Source organism: Streptomyces sp. NPDC039430, assembly GCF_055639435.1.
The window spans coordinates 257,900-277,512 of sequence record NZ_JBVKAK010000008.1; the positions used below are offsets into that span (position 1 = coordinate 257,900).

The 19,613-nt window shown below is 69.9% G+C and carries 12 protein-coding genes and 1 pseudogene; 5 read left to right on the forward strand and 8 right to left on the reverse strand.

The features are described 5' to 3' along the window. Positions 1-62: 62 nt before the first annotated feature. Positions 63-440, reverse strand: a complete 378-nt coding sequence (locus ACZ7LS_RS21610) for a sulfatase-like hydrolase/transferase (RefSeq protein WP_471065181.1) — start codon at positions 438-440, stop codon at positions 63-65. Positions 441-621: 181 nt separating this feature from the next. Between ACZ7LS_RS21610 and ACZ7LS_RS21615 the strand changes: the two genes are divergently transcribed. The 4 genes and pseudogenes from ACZ7LS_RS21615 to ACZ7LS_RS21630 all read left to right on the forward strand — a co-directional run bounded on the left by ACZ7LS_RS21615 (position 622) and on the right by ACZ7LS_RS21630 (position 6,958). Next, positions 622-1,506 (forward strand): formylglycine-generating enzyme family protein, encoded by an 885-nt coding sequence (locus ACZ7LS_RS21615; RefSeq protein WP_385130379.1) that lies wholly within the window; start codon positions 622-624, stop codon positions 1,504-1,506. A gap of 314 nt (positions 1,507-1,820) precedes the next feature. After that, the gene (locus ACZ7LS_RS21620) at positions 1,821-4,022 is read left to right on the forward strand and encodes a hypothetical protein (RefSeq protein ID WP_385130382.1); all 2,202 of its coding nucleotides are present in this window, start codon (positions 1,821-1,823) and stop codon (positions 4,020-4,022) included. Between the two features lie 188 nt (positions 4,023-4,210). Beyond that, a pseudogene (locus ACZ7LS_RS21625) lies at positions 4,211-5,674 on the forward strand (glycoside hydrolase). Positions 5,675-5,791: 117 nt separating this feature from the next. Next, entirely contained in the window at positions 5,792-6,958 is a 1,167-nt protein-coding gene (locus ACZ7LS_RS21630; protein WP_385130385.1) for an AAA family ATPase, read from the forward strand. Here the strand turns inward: ACZ7LS_RS21630 and ACZ7LS_RS21635 are convergent. From ACZ7LS_RS21635 to ACZ7LS_RS21665, 7 genes are all read right to left on the reverse strand, one after another. Then, positions 6,933-8,972, reverse strand: coding sequence for a beta-galactosidase (locus ACZ7LS_RS21635; RefSeq protein WP_385130387.1), 2,040 nt, complete (start codon positions 8,970-8,972; stop codon positions 6,933-6,935). The genes ACZ7LS_RS21630 and ACZ7LS_RS21635 overlap by 26 nt on opposite strands. Before the next feature lie 3 nt (positions 8,973-8,975). Beyond that, positions 8,976-11,231 carry an FAD-dependent oxidoreductase gene (locus tag ACZ7LS_RS21640; protein ID WP_385130390.1) on the reverse strand — a complete coding sequence of 752 codons (2,256 nt, stop codon included), beginning with the start codon at positions 11,229-11,231 and terminating at the stop codon, positions 8,976-8,978. A 145-nt stretch (positions 11,232-11,376) separates the two neighbouring features. After that, complete coding sequence (locus ACZ7LS_RS21645) at positions 11,377-13,134, reverse strand: glycoside hydrolase family 35 protein (RefSeq protein ID WP_385130393.1); 1,758 nt, start codon at positions 13,132-13,134, stop codon at positions 11,377-11,379. 191 nt (positions 13,135-13,325) lie between these two features. Then, positions 13,326-14,360 (reverse strand): MurR/RpiR family transcriptional regulator, encoded by a 1,035-nt coding sequence (locus tag ACZ7LS_RS21650; protein WP_385130396.1) that lies wholly within the window; start codon positions 14,358-14,360, stop codon positions 13,326-13,328. A gap of 214 nt (positions 14,361-14,574) precedes the next feature. Continuing rightward, complete coding sequence (locus ACZ7LS_RS21655) at positions 14,575-15,915, reverse strand: ABC transporter substrate-binding protein (RefSeq protein WP_385130398.1); 1,341 nt, start codon at positions 15,913-15,915, stop codon at positions 14,575-14,577. A 69-nt stretch (positions 15,916-15,984) separates the two neighbouring features. After that, positions 15,985-16,935, reverse strand: a complete 951-nt coding sequence (locus ACZ7LS_RS21660) for a carbohydrate ABC transporter permease (protein WP_382519615.1) — start codon at positions 16,933-16,935, stop codon at positions 15,985-15,987. Continuing rightward, positions 16,935-17,852, reverse strand: coding sequence for a carbohydrate ABC transporter permease (locus ACZ7LS_RS21665; protein ID WP_385130401.1), 918 nt, complete (start codon positions 17,850-17,852; stop codon positions 16,935-16,937). The genes ACZ7LS_RS21660 and ACZ7LS_RS21665 overlap by 1 nt, the downstream gene beginning before the upstream one ends. A gap of 151 nt (positions 17,853-18,003) precedes the next feature. On the opposite strand from ACZ7LS_RS21665, the gene ACZ7LS_RS21670 reads away from it, so the two are divergent. Further along, positions 18,004-19,494 (forward strand): family 43 glycosylhydrolase, encoded by a 1,491-nt coding sequence (locus ACZ7LS_RS21670; RefSeq protein WP_385130403.1) that lies wholly within the window; start codon positions 18,004-18,006, stop codon positions 19,492-19,494. Positions 19,495-19,613 lie beyond the last annotated feature (119 nt).

Genomic DNA, 19,613 nt, shown 5'->3' on the forward strand with positions numbered 1-19,613 from the left:
TTTTGTGGCCAAACCCCCCGCTCCCAAACACCCAGTGTGGGATAGCATGGTGCACCCCGCCCCTAGGAAACGGTTTTTCCTCTGGCGCCGCTTCGCCCCGCGCCCTGCGGGCCGCTGAACGGGTTCTGCCGCACGGTCGCGTGTCCGGTGTGCAGGCCCGTCAGGAGCGAACAGCGGGACGGGGCGCAGACCGCGGCCGCCGAGTACGCCTGGGTGAAGCGCAGCCCCTGCGCGGCCAGTTCGTCGAGTCTCGGTGTGGCGATGAGTTTCTGACCGTAGGAGCCCAGCTCGCCGTAGCCGAGGTCGTCGGCGAGGACGAGCACGATGTTCGGGGCCCGGCCGGGGGCGCGGGGCGCCGCGGCCGAGACCGGTGTGCTGGGCAGGCCCGCGAGGGCCAGTGCCGCGGCCGAACCCGCGAGGAACTGACGACGGTTGGGCATAGCGTCTCCGTAGCAGTTTTGATTACGAGGTCTTTTGCGGATCTAGCTGTTCGATTCTGATGCTCCATGTCCGACTAGGAGGAGTCCATTGACCGTGCAAAACTTTTTTACGCCGGCCGACGACGGGGCGGGGACCGGTTCCGCGTGCTGCGCGCCTTCGGGAGGCGGCGGACCGCGGCCCATGGCGCCCGCCGTGCCGCGCGCACGGCGCGCGTCGGGCAGCGGCATGGTGGCACTGCCCGGCGGTACGTTCCGGATGGGCAACGAGGACGCGTACGCCAACCCCGGTGACGGGGAGGGGCCGGTGCGCGATGTCACCGTCTCGCCGTTCCTCATGGACGAGACCGCGGTCACCAACGCACGGTTCGCGGCGTTCGTGAGGGACACCGGATACGTCACGGCCGCCGAACGGTTCGGCTGGTCCTATGTCTTCGCGGGGTTCCTCACACCGGAGCGGGTGCGTGAGAGCCGGGCCGCGGCCGGCACCCCCTGGTGGCGGGGCGTCGAGGGAGCGGCGTGGCGGACTCCCGAGGGCGCCGGTTCCGGCATCGGCGACCGGGCCCAGCACCCCGTCACGCATGTGACCTGGGAGGACGCCCGCGCGTACGCGGCGTGGGCGGGCAAGCGGCTGCCGACCGAGGCCGAGTGGGAGTACGCGGCACGGGGCGGCCTCGACCAGGCCCGCTATCCGTGGGGCGACGAACTGACCCCGCGCGGCCGCTGGCGCTGCAACATCTGGCAGGGCGAGTTCCCCGTGGTCAACACCGTCGACGACGGCTACCCGGGCACCGCCCCGGCCGGCGCGTACCGGCCCAACTCCTACGGCCTGTACAACACGGTGGGCAACGTATGGGAGTGGGTCGCCGACCGCTTCACGGCCGCGCACACGGCAGCGCCCCGCACCGATCCGCGCGGCCCGGACGCGGGCGCGAGCCGGGTCATGCGCGGCGGCTCCTATCTGTGCCACGACTCGTACTGCAACCGCTACCGGGTCGCGGCCCGCACCGCCAACACCCCGGACTCCAGCAGCGGCAACTGCGGCTTCCGCTGCGCGGCGGAAGCCTGAGAGCGGAGCGCACAACGCTCAGGCGGGGTGAGCAGTTCGGCGCGGCCGGGAGCCGCGCTCGGACCGCGTACCGGCAGGTGACTCCCGGTCTCCCGGGTGCGGTGTGGCGGGGGCGGACGCCGGAACCGGCGCGCAGGTGCCCAGTCGCCCGCAACCACCGAGTAACTTCACTCCCCGGTCACACCAGTTGACGTGGTCCACACACGCACTTCATGATCTGGCGGGCTTGGGAGCGCTCCCACGACGGTTCACACACCGGAGTGGGCGAGATGACCGAGGCCCACTCCTACACCGCGGAAGAAGAGGGAACAGCCATGGACTCAGTTGGCAGAGTGGTGCGGCGAGGGACGGCGCTGGGAGCGTTATCGGTCGTGCTCGGGATGCTGACGACCGGTACCGCGACCGCCGGGACCGCCACGGCGGGGACCGCCGCGGCCGGGCAGGACTCCGGCGCCCTGTCGGCGCGGGTCGCGACGGCGCCGGAGAACATCCAGCTCGGCTCGTGGATGTCCCAGCTCGGCAGCGCCATCGGCGACCGCCCCCTGAACCAGATCGTGATGCCGGGCAGCCATGACGCCGCCAGCGCGGGCATCACGAAGAACAGCGGCATGTGCGACGCCGGTGACACGGTCGACACCGCGCGGATGTGGCCCGAGCTGGCCTCCAGCATGTCGCGCACGCAGAGCGGCTCGCTCGTGGAGCAGCTCGAAGCCGGCTCCCGCTACCTGGATCTGCGCCTGTGCAAGCAGGGCGACAGGTGGTACAGCTACCACGGCGGCCCGCTGGGGCGGCAGTTCTTCGACGCGCTCGGCGGGAACCAGGGGATCATTCCGGGCGAGGCGCGCGAGCTGGCCGACTGGATCAACCGGCACCCGAAGGAGATCGTCATCCTCCGGGTGAAGACCACCGGCCCGGCGGCGACGCTCAAGGAGGACAGCCGCGCGGCCATCTCCGAGCTGGGCGGCATGGTCGGCGGCGGCAGGCTGGACAACCCGGCGATCGCGGACGAATCACTGAAGCCCACGTCGACGTACGACGAGTTCATGGCCGCGGGCAAGCACGTGGTCGTCGTCGACGACACGGACAGCACGTCGTACCCGTGGGCCTGGCAGCAGCCGGACGTGCAGGACTACCGCGGCAGTTACGTCGGTGTCAGTGCCAAGTGGGACGACATCCTCAAGGCGGCGCTGGACCCGGCGCTCGAAGAGAAGACGTACGACGCGGTGCTCAAGCGCGGCGACGAGGTGCTGGGCAGGACGCCGGAGCCGGGGAGCGAGAAGAAGCTCTTCGTCCAGCAGGGCATCATCGATCCCTCGCACTCCATACCCAGCGCCGCGGTCATCCAGATCCTGGACAAGCTCAAGCTCGTGTCGGAGTGGAAGGCCGACAACTTCCTGATCAGCATGGAGAACGAGCTGAACAGACGACTGCTGGCGAAACTGCGCGCGTCCTGGAACAACACCAACGTCACCGACAACATGAACATCGTCATGACCGACGACGTGAACCAGAACCGCAACGGGGTGGCCGCCGGGGAACTCCAGCGGGAGATCATCTCCAAGAACCTCCCGCAGCGCATCACCTCGCACACGTTCTACAACTCCACACGCAAGGCCGACGGTACGTGGACCGGGCCCAGCGCGCTCAGCGGAGCGGGCAACGCGTTCCGCTACGTCGGCGACCGGCAGGCCGTGAGCGCCATGCCCGACGGTGGCGTTCAGGTGCTCGGCGTCGGGGTGGACGGCAACATCTGGCACAACATCCGCCGCGCCGACGGCGGTTGGCAGGGCTGGAACGCCCTGCAAGCCGCGGACAACAAGAACGTCGGCTTCGCCGCCGAGGACATCGCCCTCACGACCTCGCCCCGCGGCGACGCCCAGGTCGTGGCCGTGGGCAAGGACGGGTACGCGTACCACAACATCCGCTACGCCGACGGCAACTGGCAGGGCTGGGCCGCCATGCCCGGCCAGGACGCGGGCCTGCTGAAGGCGACCAGGGTCGCCGCGGCCCACATGCCCGACGGCTCCACCCAGGTGCTCGTCTTCGGCGGCGACGGCAGGATGCGTCTGGGCACCCGGGCCGCCGACGGCGCCTGGAGCGCCTGGAAGACCGTCGCGGGCGTCAACGCCCCGGACTTCCAGGGACCGGCCCTGTCGATCGCGGCGTTGCCCAACGGCGACAGCCAGATCGCGGCGATCGGCATCGACGGCAACATCTGGCACACCATCCACCGCGCGGACGGTGGTTGGTCGGGCTGGGGTCTTCCGGCCGGAGTGTCGGGCGGTGGGATGGGAGCCTCCACCGTCTCCCTCACCGGGATGCCCGACGGCTCCGTCCAGGTGGCCGCCGTCGGACACGACGGCGACGTCTACCACGCCGAACGCTTTTCCAGCGGCGACTGGACCCCGTTCCAGCGCGTGAGCGGCATCAGGGGCGCCGGGACGTTCGCCGGTGACCAGGTCGGCATCACCGGCCTGCCCGACGGCTCCAGCCGGCTCATCCTCACCACCCGGTAGGTCCTGAACGTCCGGAGGCGTTGTGAGGGCCTCCCCGCCCCTCTCTCGCCGACGGATATGCGCCGAGGGCCTCGACGGCGAGGCCCTCGGCGTTGCAGTGTGTGTGTTGTTGGTTCGGCAGGTCGCGCCGGAACGGACGGCAGCGACGCCCCTTCGACCGCCCGCAATCGATCGAGCGGAGACATCTGATGATGCGACGACGAACTCTCCTGGCCGCTACGGGAGCCGGGCTCCTCGGCAGCGCCTTGGCGACGGGCACGGCACACGCCGATGTGACGATCCCCGTCGACCCGGCGGCGGACTACGGCGTCTGGGAGGGCTGGGGAACGTCCCTGGCCTGGTGGGCGAAGCTCTTCGGCGACCGCGACGACCTGGCCGACCTCTTCTTCACCACCAAGTGGGTCACCTACGACGGCGCGTCCCGCCCCGGCCTGGGCCTGAACATCGCCCGCTACAACCTCGGCGCGTGCGGCTGGAACGATGTGGACGGCACCAGGATGGCCGCCTCCCCCAACATCCCGGACTTCAAGCAGATCGAGGGCTACTGGCAGGACTGGCGGAACGAGGACCCCGCCTCCTCGGCCTGGAACTGGTCGGCCGACCCCACTCAGCGGGCCATGCTGATCAAGGCGACACAGCGCGGGGCGATGAGCGAGCTGTTCGCCAACTCCCCCATGTGGTGGATGTGCAAGAACCACAACCCGTCGGGAGCGGCCGACCGGGGCAACAACCTCCAGCCCTGGAACTACCGCCAGCACGCCTCCCACCTGGCCTCCGTGGCGCTGTACGCCAAGCAGAACTGGGGCGTTGACTTCGTGTCGGTGGAGCCCTTCAACGAGCCGAGCACCAGCTACTGGTGGGACAAGGGGATCCAGGAAGGCTGCCACATGGACCGGGCGGTGCAGGCGGAGGTGCTGCCCCTCCTCAGGAGCGAACTGGACCGGCGCGGCCTGACGGCGACGCGGATCGCGGCATCGGACGAGACGAGCGTCAGCCACGCCCGCGCGACCTGGGCCGCCTTCGCCCCGTCCACGAAGGCCCTGGTGGACCGCGTGAACGTGCACGGTTACGAGCAGGGAGGCGGCCCCCGGGACCTGCTCCACCAGGACGTCGTCACCACGTCGGGCAAGAGCCTGTAGAACTCCGAGACGGGCAACGGCGACGGCCAGGGCTTCTCGATGGCCCTGTCCCTGCTGAGCGATCTCCACGCGCTCCACCCGACCGCCTGGCTGTACTGGCAGGTGATGGACCCGAACCCGAACTGGGGGATGATCGCCTACGACCCGGACACGAGGACACCGGGCGCCGTCAAGAACAAGTACTACCTGATGGCGCAGTTCAGCCGGCACATCCGCCCGGGTATGCGGATCCTCCACACCGGCGTGAACTACGCGGCAGCGGCCCTGGACGAGAAGGCGCACAAGCTGGTCATCGTCGTCGCCAACAACTCCGACGCGCGCCAGAACCTCACCTTCGACCTCTCCCGCTTCACGACGGTGACGGGGGGCGCGGACGGCCTCGTGCCCCGGTGGAACACGGGTGCCGGTGACGCCTACACCGCCCGTACGGCGACCCTGACCGGCACGTCGGTGACCATTCCGATCTCCGGGAAGTGTCTGCAGACGCTGGAGGTGGACGGCGTCATGGCCTAGGACAGCGGTTACGCGCCCAGGGCACCGGCTCCGCCTTCGCGGGTGACACACCGGAATCACTAGACTGGAACGCACACTGCCGAGCCGTGTGAGCCGCGACGGCGTCGAGAGGTGCGCATGAAAGAGTCTCCCGGTCATCGGTTCATCGGGCGCACCGATGAACTGAGGATCCTGCGGAAGGCGGCCCGGGACGCCGTCCGGGAAATTCCCCGGATCGTCATCGTCTCGGGGATGGCGGGTGCGGGCAAGACGGCGCTCGTCGACCACTTCGCGGAAGCGGCCGGCGAGGAGCTCATGGTCCTCAGGGTTTCGGACGCTCCGCCGAAGACGGATCTCCCCTTCCACACGGTCACCGGACTCCTCGCCGACGGCGGCGAGAAGTCCTCGGCACGGCGTCGGTACGACCCGTCCCGTACCCAGCCCTCGGTTCTCGGCATGGGCGGAGCGGTCATCGATCTGCTCGGCTCGTCGCAGGAGGCCGGCCCGGTGCTCTTCGTGCTGGACGACGCCCAGGGGATCGATCCCGAGTCCTTGCAGGCGATCGGTTTCGCCCTGCTGCGCCAGGGCGCGGAGCGCGTGCTGACCGTCATCTGCACCCAGCACGCCGCCAGGACCGTGCGGGACATGGGCATGGCGGACCTGATGGCGGAATCGGACCACGTCGAACTCACGGGATTCACCCCGTCCGAGACGCGGGAGTTCGTCGAGGACCGGACCGCACGGCCGCATTCGGGGGCGAGACTGCGCAGCCTCGCCGTGTGGAGCCACGGCAATCCGCTGTTCCTGGAGGCCGCTCTCGGAGCCTTCGGCGGGAATCTGCCCGAGGACCCGGCCACGATCCGAGTGCCCTCGTCGCTGAGCGAAGCGGTCGGCGCGTGGTCCCGTTCCTTCTCTCCGTCGGGCCGGGCGATCCTCAACATGCTCGCCGTACTCGACGCTCCGGCCAGCGTCCCGCTGCTCGGCCAGCTGCTCGGCTCGGACCGCGTGGGAGCCGACGCCGAGGCCCTGGTGGAACAGCACGCGGTGGTGTGGGCGCCGGGCGGGGTACCGACGCTCCGGCTCGTGCACGCCGGGCAGCGGGACGCGTTGTACGCGGCCATCGCCCGGCCGGAGCGCAACCGTATGCATCTGCGGGCCGCCGCGTTGCTGGAGCCGCCCGTCCGCCGGCGCCATCAGGTGGCGGCGGCGGAGACCTACGATGCCCAGGCGGCAGCTCCGCGACCTGATGCAGTCCTGCCGGCGATGAGCGACGCGACCGTCAGCCGCCCGGCCGGACGACCCTGACCGAGCCGGGGGGCACGGTGAGCCGGCCGCCGACCCGCTCGCCGCTCAACAGCTCGGTGCCGGAGTCCGGCAACGGGATCAGGGCCTCCCGCGCCGAGTGATTGATGACGAACAGGTACTCGCCGCTGTCACCGGAGCGGCGTACCACCTCCACGTCACGGGGCAGTGCGCCGCGATCCGTGACACCGGCGTCGTCGCAGGCCGACCGCAGTACCGTGGCCAGCCCCGGGGGGCTCAGGCGCGTGGACACGTACCACGCGGTGCCCGCGCCGTAGCGGTGACGGGTGACGGCGGGGCCGCCCGCAGCCGGGCCGTCGGCGTAGCTCCACACCGTCTCGGCCCCGTCCGGGATCACGAACTCGGACCACACGTCGGCGTCGGCAGGTGTGCCGCCGGGACCGGTGACACGGACCGTCTCACCGGGGAGCAGCGGTGACCACTCCTCGACGGTGAGCCCGAGCACATCGCGCAGCGCTCCCGGGCAGGGGCCCGGGTGAACGGCGTCGTGCTCGTCGACGATGCCCGAGAAATAGGAGACGACGAGCGTCCCGCCGTTCTCGACGTACCGGCGCAGGTTGTCCCCGGCGCGTGCCGTCGCGAGATACAGCGCGGGGACCACGACGAGCGGATAGGGCGACAGGTCCGCTTCGGGGTGGGCGAAGTCAACGGTCAGATGGCGGTCGTAGAGGGCCTCGTAGAGACTGTCGGCGCGTTCGCGGGGATCGTGGTCGACACTCGGCTGTCCCTCCAGCCGCTGCGCCCACCAGGAGTGCCAGTCCCACACCATGGCCGCGTCCGGTACGGTCCGTGTGCCCTGGAGGCAGGCCAGCGCTCCCATGTCGGCGCCCAGTCGGACCACTTCGCGCCAGACACGGGTGTCGGTGCCGCCGTGCGGCACCATCGCGGAGTGGAACTTCTCGGCGCCGCGCCGGGACTGGCGCCACTGGAAGAACATCGCGCCCTCGGAGCCGCGGGCCACATGGGCGAGGGAGTTGCGGGCCATCTCGCCGGGCGACTTGGCGGGGTTGCGCCGCTGCCAGTTGACACCCGAGGTCGAGTGCTCCAGGAGCAGCCAGGGGGCGCCGCCGGCGACCGAGCGGGTGAGGTCGGCCGCCATCGCGAGGTTGACATGGGTGCGGCGGCCGTCGGTCATCAGGTAGTGGTCGTTGGTGACGAGGTCGACCTCGCGTCCCCAGGCCCAGTAGTCGACGGAGTCGCACTGGCTGAGCGCGGTCATGAAGTTGGTGGTGACCGGCACACCGGGCGACAGACGGTGCAGGATGTCCCGCTCCGCCACGAAGTTCTCGCGCATGGTGGCGTCGGCGAACCGCCGGTAGTCCAGTCGCTGGGCCGGATTGCACACCGCCGGTGTCAGCCGCGGCGGGTCGATCTGTTCGTACGAGGTGTAGTGCTGGCCCCAGAAGGCCGTGCCCCAGGCCTCGTTGACGCCGTCGACCGTTCCGTGGCGGGCGGCGAGCCACCGGCGGAAGCGCACGGCGCAGTGGTCGCAGTAGCAGGCGCTCAGCGGGGCGCCGTATTCGTTGTGGACGTGCCACATCGCGAGCGCGGGGTGCCCGGCGTACCGTCGCGCCACTTCGGTGGTGATACGGGCGGCGGCCTCGCGGTAGGCGGGGTTGCTGTGGCAGATGGCGCCGCGCGAGCCGAAGGCGTAGCGGACACCCTCGCGGGTGACGGGCAGGGCGTCGGGGTGGGCGCGGTAGAACCAGGCGGGCGGGACGACCGTGGGGGTGGCGAGGTCGGCGCGCACGCCGTGCTCGTGGAGGAGGCCGAGCACGCGGTCGAGCCAGCCGAAGTCGTACCGGCCCTGTTCCGGTTCGAGTAGGGCCCAGGAGAAGACGCCGACGCTGACCAGGTTGACGCCGGCTTCCCGCATCAGGCGTACGTCCTCCTGCCATACGGGCTCGGGCCACTGCTCGGGGTTGTAGTCCCCGCCGAAGGCCAGGGCGGGCAGAACGGGCCGGGTGCGTTCCGGTGTGAGGGGGCTCTTGGACATGTGTCAGTTCTCCTTCGCTCCGAACACCCGCAGCGCCACGACGGTGGCCCACTCGGATCCGTTGGTCGCGCCCACGGTCAGCCGCACGGCCGTGGCGGCGACGGGCGTCTCCAGCGGGTGCGACCTGCGCCGCTCCCGGTTGTCCCGTACCGACACGACGGTGTGCCAGTGACCGTCCGTCAGGATCTCGACGCTGTAGTCCCGTACGAGTTCCGGGACGACCGGGAACGGTGTGCGGTGATGGTGGAGGTTGATGAGATCCAGGTCGACATCGTCGTTGAAGACGACATCGACGCATCCGAGGGTGCGGGGCTCCGTCCAGTCGAGCCGGATCCAGGGCTCGGGGTCCTCGCGGAGGGATTCCGACGACCACATGCGCGGACCGTCGTAGGGGCGTTGCAGCGGGCCTGTCACCTGGCCGGCGCTGTAGGCGCCGCTGTCGCCGCGCACCACCATCACCGGGCAGCGGCGGCGCAGTTCCCCGGCGGACCACGCGTTGGACTGCGGCCGGTCGCTGGGGGTCCGTGGCGTACGGCTCACCAGTCCCAGAACGCCGTAGGGGCCCGGTCTGTCGAGGACCACGAGCGCGGCCGAGGGGGTGCGGCGCAGGAGCAGGACCACGTTCCGGCCGTGGGGAGCCCGGTGGGAGAACGGGGCACGGACCCACTGTTCGCCGGGGACCAGTGGGACGGACGCCTGGTCGAGCCGTTCCACCGGTATGTGGTTCTCACCGCCACCGGTCGACCACAGTTCGAGCTCCAGAGGCGTCGCCTCCGACGCGTCGAGCAGGAGATCCACCGACTCGATGGCGGGCTCGACGGGGAGGACGAGCCCGACGTCGTGACCGTCGAGGGACTGCAGGCTCGTGCGCTCACCGGGCCGGGGCTCCGCCCGCAGGGTGCGCAGTTCGCTCGACGCGGTGGCGTGCGCGGAGGCGGCGAGGTCGGCCGGGTGGTGCCACTCGACGCCGAGCAGCGAGGCGTCGTGCCGCAGGAGTTCCTGCTGGAGCCGGTCGATGTGGTCGTTCGCCAGCTGACGGGGGGTCATCCGGTCGCGGACGCAGAGCCCTGCCGCCACGCCCGCCGCTTCGCCGGTGACCGCGCACGTCGCCATGACACGTGTGGTGCCGAACGCCACATGGCTGGCGGAGATGTCGCGGCCGGCCAGCAGGAGGTTCCTCACGTTCCGGGAGTACAGGCTACGGAAGGGGATGTGGTAGAGACCGGCGGAGAACAGGTGCTTGGATCCGTCCCCTTCGGCGTACATGCCGCCGGCGGGGTGCAGGTCTATGGACCAGCCGCCGAAGCCGACGGCGTCCGGGAACCGCGTCTGCTCGATGATGTCCCGCTGGGTGAGGACGTGGTCGCCGACGAAGCGCCGGTACTCCCTCTTGCCGGGCACCGAGCCCACCCACTCCAGGGTGAGGGTGTCCGCGTCGTACTTCCCCGAGTTCTTGATGTGGTCCCAGATGCCGTAGACCACGGCCCACAGTTCGTCGCGGATCGCCTCGTTGTCGGCGACGGCGTCGCGTTGCCCCCCGTACTCGATCCACCAGTAGTCACAGCCGTTGGCCGTGGTGCTGATGGGCCGGTTGCGGACGATGGAGGTGGCCGCGACGTCCTTCGCGATCGAGGGCGGTACGAAGCGGACGGGCCGCCCCGTGTCCTTCGTGTAGAAGAACATCGTGCTGCCGAGCATGTCGGAGTCCGCCTGGTCGGGCGCCCATTCCTCGCCGAACTCGTGGGCGGCTTCACGGCCGGAGCGGTACCAGGCGCCGGCCTGAGCCCCGACCAGTCCGTCTCCGGTGGCGTCGATGAACACCGGGGAGGTGAAGCGGATGATCCGCTCCGACCCCATCTGCCACCCCGTCACGGCCCGGACCGTCCGGTCGTCGTCGGCGCCGTCGGCCTCCACCTCTCGTACGTCGGTGTTCAGGCAGAGCCGGATCCCCGGCTCGGCGCGCACGGCGTCGAGGACGACCTGGTCCCAGAGGTACGGGTTGCCCTCCGGGTTGCGGTACTGGTTCTCGCGGAACAGCTCGCCCATGACGCCGGTCTCCCGCGCGTATTTCTGCGCGCCGTGCGCGGTCGCTCCGCAGACCCAGACGCGGATCTCGCTGCTCGCGTTGCCGCCGAGCACCGGCCGGTTGTTGATCAGGGCGACCCGGGCACCGGTGCGGGCCGCACCGATGGCCGCCGCGACGCCCGCGAGGCCTCCTCCGACGACGGTGACGTCGGTCTCGACCGATAGCCGCTGCATGCCAGCCCACCTTCTTGTGCGTTCGTGTCTCCGGGCCTCCGAGCCACCCACCCGAAAGATATTATCATCTTTCATGATCGAATCTCGTTCGTGAGAAAAATATTTGCATCCATGGTGTGCGCGATCGGAGTGAGACCGGGGCCTTCTATTCGGTCGGACCCAGGTCCGGGGTCTCCTCCAGCTGCACCACCCCGTCGCGGCGGCCGTGCTGTTCCAGGACCACGATCTCGTTGTCTCCCGGCCGCAGCACCGGGCCGGGCACGTACAGGGACTGCTGCGGCCCCCGGGACCAGTACCGGCCCAGCGCGAACCCGTTGATCCAGGCATGGCCCTTGGTCCAGCCCGGCAGGTGCAGAAAGGTGTCCGCCGGAGCCGGTACCTCGAACCTCCCCCGGAAGAAGGCCGGGCCGGCCTCGGCCCCGGCCGTCGAGAACGACAGGGTTTCCAGCGCTTCCAGGTTTTCCGGGGACAGCGGTGTGCAGGTCCAGTCGGACAGTTCGCGGCCGTCGAAGGTGACGGGACCCGCGATGCCCTTCCAGTCCCGCAGCCCCGCGCCGTAGTTCACCCGTCCCTGGTTCTCGACGAGGATGGTGAGCCTCGCGCCCGCGGCCGGTGATCTGAGACTGAGGGCCCGCTCGCGGTTCTCGCGCTCAAGGGTGCCCACCGGCTGTCCGTCGACGAAGACCTGCGCACGGTCGCGCGTCCGCGGGACGTACAGCACGCCGTCGCCGGCCGCGGGCAGTTCGGCGTCGTACAGGACGTATCCGAATGCCTGCCCGAGTTCTTCCATGGTGAGCGGACGGTCCGCCCGCCGGGCGACGCCGAGACGGCCGGCCTGTGCGAGCAGGGACGCGCTCTCCGTGAGCCGGATGTCCCGCAGGCGCAGTCGGGCGCCGGGAGACGGGACCGGTTCGCCGGGCACGGGGGCGTACGTGGCGATCGTCTCGCGGAACGCCCGGTACTTGTCGGTGGGGTCACCGGCCTCGTCGAGCGGGGCGTCGTAGTCGTAGGAGGTGACCGTGGGCCGGTAATGGCCCTTGTCGTTGGCGCCGTTGGTGAAGCCGAAGTTGGTGCCGCCGTGGAACATGTAGATGTTGACGGACGCTCCCGCCGCGAGGATCTCGTCCAGCGTGTCGCGGGCTTCGGACGCGGGCCGCGCGTTGTGTTCGCTCCCCCACCGGTCGAACCAGCCCGCCCAGAACTCGGCGCACATCAGCGGGCCTCGCGGCTGGTGTTCGCGGAGGGTGCGCAGATGCCCGGCCGCGCCGCGGCGGAAGTTGACGGTCCGCAGGATGCCGGGGATGCCGCCGTCGGCGAGGTCGCCCGCCTGGTCGGAGGTGAACAGCGGTACGTCGACGCCTCCTTCACGGAGCCGGGTGACGAGGTGGCCGAGGTGGGCGCTGTCGCCGAGGCCGGAGGCACCGTACTCGTTCTCGACCTGGACGGCGATGACGGGTCCGCCCGCGCTCGCGAGATGGGGGCGGATGCGAGGCAGCAGCAGGTCGAAGTACCGTTCGACCGGCTCCTGGTAGCGGGGGTCCGACGTCCGGAGCCGTATGTCCGGGTCGCCGAGCAGCCAGGCCGGCAGGCCCCCCGCCTCCCATTCGGCGCAGATGTACGGACCGGGGCGGAGCAGTACGTACAGGTCCTCGGCGGCGGCGAGGTCGAGGAAGCGGGGCAGGTCGAGCCCGCCGTCCAGGACGAGTGGGCCGCCCGCGCGGGGCTGGTGAAGGTTCCAGGGGACGTACACGTCGACCGTGTTGAGTCCCATGAGGCGGGCCTTGCGCAGTCGGTCGGCCCAGTGGCCGGGATGGATCCTGAAGTAGTGCAGGCTCCCGGAGATGACGCGGAACGGCTCGCCGCCGATCCGGAAGCCGTCGTCGGTGATGGTCAGTTCGGGCATGGGTGTGTCTCGGTCTCTGTCGGGGGCGCGGCGACGGGCGGGCGAGGGCCCGGTCCCGGCCTGCGGAGGGGGAGGCGGCGTACGGCGGCGTGGCGCCCACGGCGCCGGGCCGGCGTGTGCGGGCGCGCTCCCCGGGGAGACGCCCCGGCCGCGGTGTGGTGTCCTGCCGCCGCGTCGTGCGGCGGACGGGGTCAGTGCGTGGGGTTGTCGAAGATGGCCTGGCTGCGGGTGCGCGCCTGCGGTGGGCCGCTCTGGTTCATCCGGTCGTAGATACGGTCCGGTACCCGCTGTGCGACGAGCGCCCACAGCAGCGCCCCGACGAGGGCGTCGCTCGAACGCCCGGCGAAGTAATCCGTCCAGGAGCCGTCCACCCCGGTGCCGGTGTGCAGGGGGACGTCGGCCTCGGTGGCCAGGGAGGACTGCGGGTCGCCGGTGATGAGGACGGTCATCGCACCGTGCTCGCGGGCGATCTCGACGAACTTCGTGGCGATGGGGCTCTCGCCCGAGCGGGAGATGACCAGGGCCACGTCACCGGGCGTCAGCAGGCTCGCTCCCACCTGCGCGAAGTAGGCCCCCTCGTCGTACCAGACGGGGATGCCGATGCGGAACAGCCGCAGGTAGAGCTCGTACGCGGGAGGAGCGTCCCCCCACTCGCCGAACAGCTGCACGCGCCGGGCGGACACGATGTGGTCCGCCACCCGGGCCATGGCGTCCAGGTCCACCGAGGCCATGGCGTTGCGCGCCGCGCTGAACTGATTGGCCGCCAGGGTGCTGAGGACCTTGTCGGCGGGGTCGTCCGGGGTGATGGCGGAGCCGATGTCCTTCTCCCAGCCGGCCTGGACGCCCCGGCCGTGTTCCCGGGCGAGCGCCGCGCGCAGTTCGGGGAAGCCCTCGAAGCCCAGGGCCGTCGACAGCCGTGTGATGGTCGCCGGTGAGGTGCGGGCCTCCTCGGCGAGCCAGGTGATGGAGCTGCGGCCCACGACGGCGGGAATCCTCAGGATGACCTCGGCGACGCGGAGTCTGGCGCCGGTGAGGTCGGACAGGGCGGATCGGAGCAGTTCCAGTGGGCTGGCCTCACCCACATCGCCGACCCGCCGGTTGTCGTTCGCTTCGGCGCGGCCCCCACGGCTGTGAGCGTCCTCCCCTTTCGCGGGGGACACCGGTGCGCCGTCCTCGGGCGACCGGGACCTGGAGGGGCGCCGGGTCGACTCCGGGTCGCGGCTCACGGACTGCTCCCTCGCTGTGGGCCGGCCGCGGCGGTCTCGATGCGCGCCGGACAGGATGGCTGCTTCGGTTGATCTGCCAGAGGGATCGCCCCGGCCGGTCTCACACTTCATGACACTCTACCCTCCCCGCGGTCGCGGTTCCGCATCACTCGGTCACTGACGGTCAGGGGCGGGGCCGCCGCGCGGACGGCGCCCAACCACCCGTGTTCCAGGGCTAGTTGACGGTGAATCCCTGCTCCTTTCCATACGTGATCAGATCGTCCTGCCAGAGGTTCAGCCCCTCCTGGAGTGTCGTGGAGCCGGTGTACGCCTTGCCGACCTTGTCGTTGAAGATGTTGAGGGCGTAGACGTCGTACGGCAGGAACTGCCAGCCCTCCCGTACCGCGGCCAGTGAATCCGCGAAGACACGGTTGACTTCCTGGCCCCCGAAGTACGGGTCCTTCTCCCCGAGGAACGACTCCGACGCGAGCACCTCGGCGCGGGCCGGGAAGGAGCCGGTCGCCTGGGTGAGGTCCGCTCCCTTCTCCGCGCTGAGGAAGCGCTGGAACGCGGCGGCGACGAGCTGGTTGTCGGACTGCTTCATCATCGCCAGACTGCCGCCGCCGTTGACGGAGGTGGCGTACTCTCCGCCGTAGGTGGGCAGCGGGGCGACCCGCCAGTCACCGGCCGCGTCGGGAACGCCGGACTTCAGGGTGCCGGCCATCCAGGCCCCGGACAGCAGGGTGGCGATATTGCCCTTGGCCAGGCCCTGGTACCACTCGTTGCTCCAGCCCGCGACGGGTGACAGGAGCTTCTCGTCCAGGAGCTTCTGGTAGCTCTCGGCGTACTTCCTGGATCCGGCGTCCTGGAGGTTGACGGTGAGCTTGTCGCCGTCCGCGCCGAAGGGGCGGCCACCGGCGGCGGCGATGAGGCTCTCGGTGAGCCCGGGGTTGCCGTTGTCCGCGGCGATGTACGTGTCGGGGTCGGCCTTCCGGAGCGCGCGGGCCGCGTCGAGGTACTCGTCCCAGGTGGCCGGGACCTCGATGCCGTACCTGTCGAACGTCTTCTTGTTGTAGAACAGCGCCATCGGGCCGGAGTTCAGTGGCAGCTCGTAGAGACCTCCGTCGACGTTGACGGCCTCCCATGTCGCGGGGGTGAACTTCTCCTTCAGGGAGTCGAAGCCGAACCGGTTGAGGTCGACGAGCGCCTTGGACAGGGCGAACTGCGGGATGGCGCTGTACTCCACGGTGGCGAGGTCGGGTCCGCCCTTGCCCGCCTTGATCGCGTTCTGGAGCTTCGTGTAGTGCGCGGGACCGGTACCGACGTTCTTGACACTGATCTTGACCTTGGGGTGCTCCTTCTCGAACGCCTTGGCGACCTCCGGCAGGCTCGCCGACCAGCTCCACACGGTCAGTTCCGACGGCTTGTCGAGTGCCTTCCGGATCTCCGCCTCACCGACCGCCCCGGACCCGGAGCCGTCGCCCGGACCGCCCCCGCAGGCGGACAGGCTCACCGCCGTGAGCACGGTACCGAGCAGCAGTGCGGTCGTTCTGCGCTGACGCGACCATCTTTTCACTGTGTTTCCTTTTCGTTGGTTCCGTGAGCGGCGCGGGACGGTGGGTCCCACGCGGTGGACGGGCGGACGTCAGCCCTTGGTGCTGCCCGCCGCCAGCCCCGCGCGCCAGAAGCGCTGGAGGCAGAGGAAGACGATGACGAGAGGGATGATCGTCAGGAGCGAGCCGGTGAGGACGAGGTGGGTGACGACCTCGCCGTCGGCGGTGGCGCCCTGGCTGTTCCACTGGTTCAGGCCCACGGTCAGGGGGAACCAGGAGGGGTCGTTGAGCATGATGAGCGGCAGGAAGTAGTTGTTCCAGGCGCCCACCACTTCCAGGAGGAAGACGGAGACGAGCGCCGGTGACAGCAGCCGCAGCACGACGGTGAAGAACGTACGGAACTCACCCGCGCCGTCGACCCGCGCGGCGTCGAGGATCTCGTTCGGTACGGCCTCGTTCGCGTAGCTGAACAGGAGGAAGAGGCCGAAGGGGGTGACGAGCAGCGGAACCAGGACTCCCCAGGGAGTGTTCGTCAGGCCCAGCTCCCCGAAGAGCAGGAAGGTCGGCACGGCGAGCGCGGTCCCGGGCACGGCGACGGCTCCCAGCACGACGGCGAGGACGGCCCGGCGCCCGGGGAAGTCGAATTTGGCCAGCCCGTATCCGGCGAGCGCCGCCAGGAGGGTCGAACCGGCCGCACCGACGACGACATAGAGCAGTGTGTTCGCGAACCAGCGTCCGTAGATGCCGTCGTCGTAGGTGAGAACGGCGGCGATGTTGTCCCAGAGGGAGAAGTCGTCGCCGAACCACAGCCCGAAGCTGGAGAACAGCTGATCCCGCGACTTGGTCGCGTTGATGACCAGCCAGACCAGGGGCATCAGGCTGTAGAGCAGCGGCAGCGTCATCAGGACGGTCAGGACGACCGAGCGCTGCCGTCGCGGCCTGGCGCGGGTCCCGGCCTCGTGCGCCCGGCCGCGTTCCGCCGCGGTTCGACGCCTCCGGGAGGTCGGCCGGTCCACAGCGGCCGGCTGTTCACGGGTGAGCATCAGGCAGCCCTCCCCATACCGCGGCGCTGCACCACGAAGGCGACGATCGCGGTGACGACGCCCATGATCATGGCGACGGTGGCGGCACTGTTGTACTGCTGTCCGGCGAACGACAGCGTGTAGGCGTACATGTTGGGTGTGAAGTCGGTGCTGATCACGTTGGGCACCATGGATCGCAGGATGTTGGGTTCGTTGAAGAGCTGGAATCCGCCGATCACCGAGAAGACCGTGGCGACGACCAGGGTCGGGCGGATGGCCGGCAGTTTGATGCCGACGATGATGTGCCAGGTGCCGGCGCCGTCGAGCCTGGCGGCTTCGAACAGCTCCGCGGGGATGGCCTGCAGCGCCGCGTAGAAGACGAGCATGTTGTAGCCGATGTAGAGCCACAGGCCGATGTTGCCGATCGACGGCAGGATGAGTGTGCTCGACAGCGGGTCGGGGAGGGCGATGCCGAACATCTCCTTGAGGTCACCGACCAGGCCGAACTGCGCTCCGTAGATGTAGCCCCAGAGCAGGGACGCCACGACGCCCGGCACGGCGTAGGGAAGGAAGACGCCGAGTCTGAAGACGGAAGGAGCGTAGAGCCGCGCGCTGTCCAGGGCGAGGGCCGCGCCGAGCGCCAGCGCCATCATGAGCGGGACCTGGATGAGGAGGAAGAGCCCGACCCTCGCGACGGCGTCCCAGAACCGCGGGTCGCTCAGCTGGTCCCGGTAGTTGTCGAGGCCGGCGAACGTGACCCCGCCGACGAGCCGTTCCTGGAAGACGCTGAGGCCCGCGGTGTACACGATCGGGGCGACGACAGCGAGGAGGAACGGCACCGCGAAGGGCAGGACGAAGGCCCATCCGGTCAACCGCCGCCTCAGGGGCCGCCGGACGACCGGCGCCCTGAGCGGCGATGAGGCCGGCCTTTTCTTCATGTGTACTCCAGAGCCGCTGGGATGTGCTGACGCGATGGGCGCCCCGGGGAGGTGACGACCAACCGGCCACTCAAATTTATTTCACGCCAGGGCCATCTGGATAGCTTGCGTGATAATTTTTTTCACAACCCGCTACCGACGGAGAAGCCTCATGAACGTCAGAGCACGTGCCACGCACCTCACCACGACACTGACCGCCGCCGTCGCCCTGGCTCTGGGTGGCACCGTCACACTGCCCGCACACGCCGCGGGACCCTCGTCCGTCATCGCCAACGACACCGTCTGGACCGACACCGACGGGAACCCCATCCTCGCCCAGGGCGGCAACGTACTCAAGGTCGGCGCGACCTACTACTGGGTCGGCACGAAGCTGGTGAGCGGCCGGCCCAAGCAGGTCAACCTGTACAGCTCCACCGACCTGGAGAACTGGACGTTCAGGGGCCCCGTCCTGAGCCAGTCGGGCACCGAGGGCCCCCTGGCCGCCACCGGCAACCTGTGGCTCGGACGTCCTCAGCTCATACGCAACCCGGCCACCGGGACGTTCGTCCTCGTGGTCGAGGTCACCGACCCCGCGACGAAGCGCAACCATGTGCTCTTCGCCACGAGCCCCACGGTCGACGGCGCCTACAAGCCGACGGACGACGGCGCCACCCCGGTCAACGGCACCACGATGGGCGACCATTCGGTCTTCGTCGACGGCTCCGACGCCTATCTCGTCTACGTGGGAGACCAGGGCGGCGACATCAACTCCACGCTCAACGTGGCACCGCTCGACACGAACTGGACCAAGGTGAAGCCCGCCGTCTGGTCCGAGAGAAACACCGGCCACAAGGAAGCCCCGGGCATCGTGAAGGCCGGCGCGACGTACTACATGTTCGCCTCCGGCATGGACTGGTGGAACGCCACACCGACCTCGTACCGCACGGGCAAGGACATGAGCTCCTGGGGCCAGGACTCCTGGAAGTCCGTCGCCACCCGCCCCGCGTCGGACAACTCGTACGGCACGCAGTTCGAGCAGATCATCCCGGTGGTCGGCACGCAGGGGACCTCCTACCTCTACAACGGCGACCGGTACTCGCAGTACCACGGCACCGGCGCCCCGGCACCGGGCGGCATCGGCCACAACGCCTGGTACCCACTGACGTTCGAGGGCGGAGTCCCCCGGCTGCACGGCTACACCGACGTCGACGTCGACGCGGCCGCGGGTACGGTCACCGGCAACCCGGTCGCCAACGGCCGCTTCGACCAGGACGTCACCGGCTCCAGGATCCCCCAGTGGGGGGTCACGGGCGCGGCTCGCGTGGACGAGTCGACGGTGGGCGACGGCCGCCGGCAGCTCACCCTGTGGGACGACGCGGCCTACTCCGCGTGGGCCGACCAGCAGGTCGCTCTCCCCAACGGCTCCTACAAGCTGTCCTTCGACTACCGGACCAGCGGGGGTCAGAACAACGCCTACTTCGAGGTGAAGGACCACGGTTCGGCCGCGGTGCGCACCGACCTCACGACAAAACAGGGGGCCTGGACGACGAAGACGGTGAACTTCACCGTGACATCGGGCAAGGCGAACCTCGGCATCTGGGCGGACAGCGCCAAGGACACATGGCTCAACGTCGACAACGTGTCGGTCCTGCCCGCCGGCTGAGTGGCCCGGCCGGGTGGCGGACGCGCACACGCCGCGGTACGCGCGCGCTGCCACCCGGTCGTACCCGCGACGAATCCCCCGGTGGCGACACCAATCGCTCAGCGGGAGTGAGCAATAGG

What these genes read in the sequence shown, in the direction of transcription:
- ACZ7LS_RS21610 (WP_471065181.1), bottom strand. Translation starts at nt 440, where the DNA reads ATGCCCAACCGTCGTCAGTTCCTCGCGGGTTCGGCCGCGGCACTGGCC.
- ACZ7LS_RS21615 (WP_385130379.1), top strand. Translation starts at nt 622, where the DNA reads ATGGCGCCCGCCGTGCCGCGCGCACGGCGCGCGTCGGGCAGCGGCATG.
- ACZ7LS_RS21620 (WP_385130382.1), top strand. Translation starts at nt 1,821, where the DNA reads ATGGACTCAGTTGGCAGAGTGGTGCGGCGAGGGACGGCGCTGGGAGCG.
- ACZ7LS_RS21630 (WP_385130385.1), top strand. Translation starts at nt 5,792, where the DNA reads ATGAAAGAGTCTCCCGGTCATCGGTTCATCGGGCGCACCGATGAACTG.
- ACZ7LS_RS21635 (WP_385130387.1), bottom strand. Translation starts at nt 8,972, where the DNA reads ATGTCCAAGAGCCCCCTCACACCGGAACGCACCCGGCCCGTTCTGCCC.
- ACZ7LS_RS21640 (WP_385130390.1), bottom strand. Translation starts at nt 11,231, where the DNA reads ATGCAGCGGCTATCGGTCGAGACCGACGTCACCGTCGTCGGAGGAGGC.
- ACZ7LS_RS21645 (WP_385130393.1), bottom strand. Translation starts at nt 13,134, where the DNA reads ATGCCCGAACTGACCATCACCGACGACGGCTTCCGGATCGGCGGCGAG.
- ACZ7LS_RS21660 (WP_382519615.1), bottom strand. Translation starts at nt 16,935, where the DNA reads ATGCTCACCCGTGAACAGCCGGCCGCTGTGGACCGGCCGACCTCCCGG.
- ACZ7LS_RS21665 (WP_385130401.1), bottom strand. Translation starts at nt 17,852, where the DNA reads ATGAAGAAAAGGCCGGCCTCATCGCCGCTCAGGGCGCCGGTCGTCCGG.
- ACZ7LS_RS21670 (WP_385130403.1), top strand. Translation starts at nt 18,004, where the DNA reads ATGAACGTCAGAGCACGTGCCACGCACCTCACCACGACACTGACCGCC.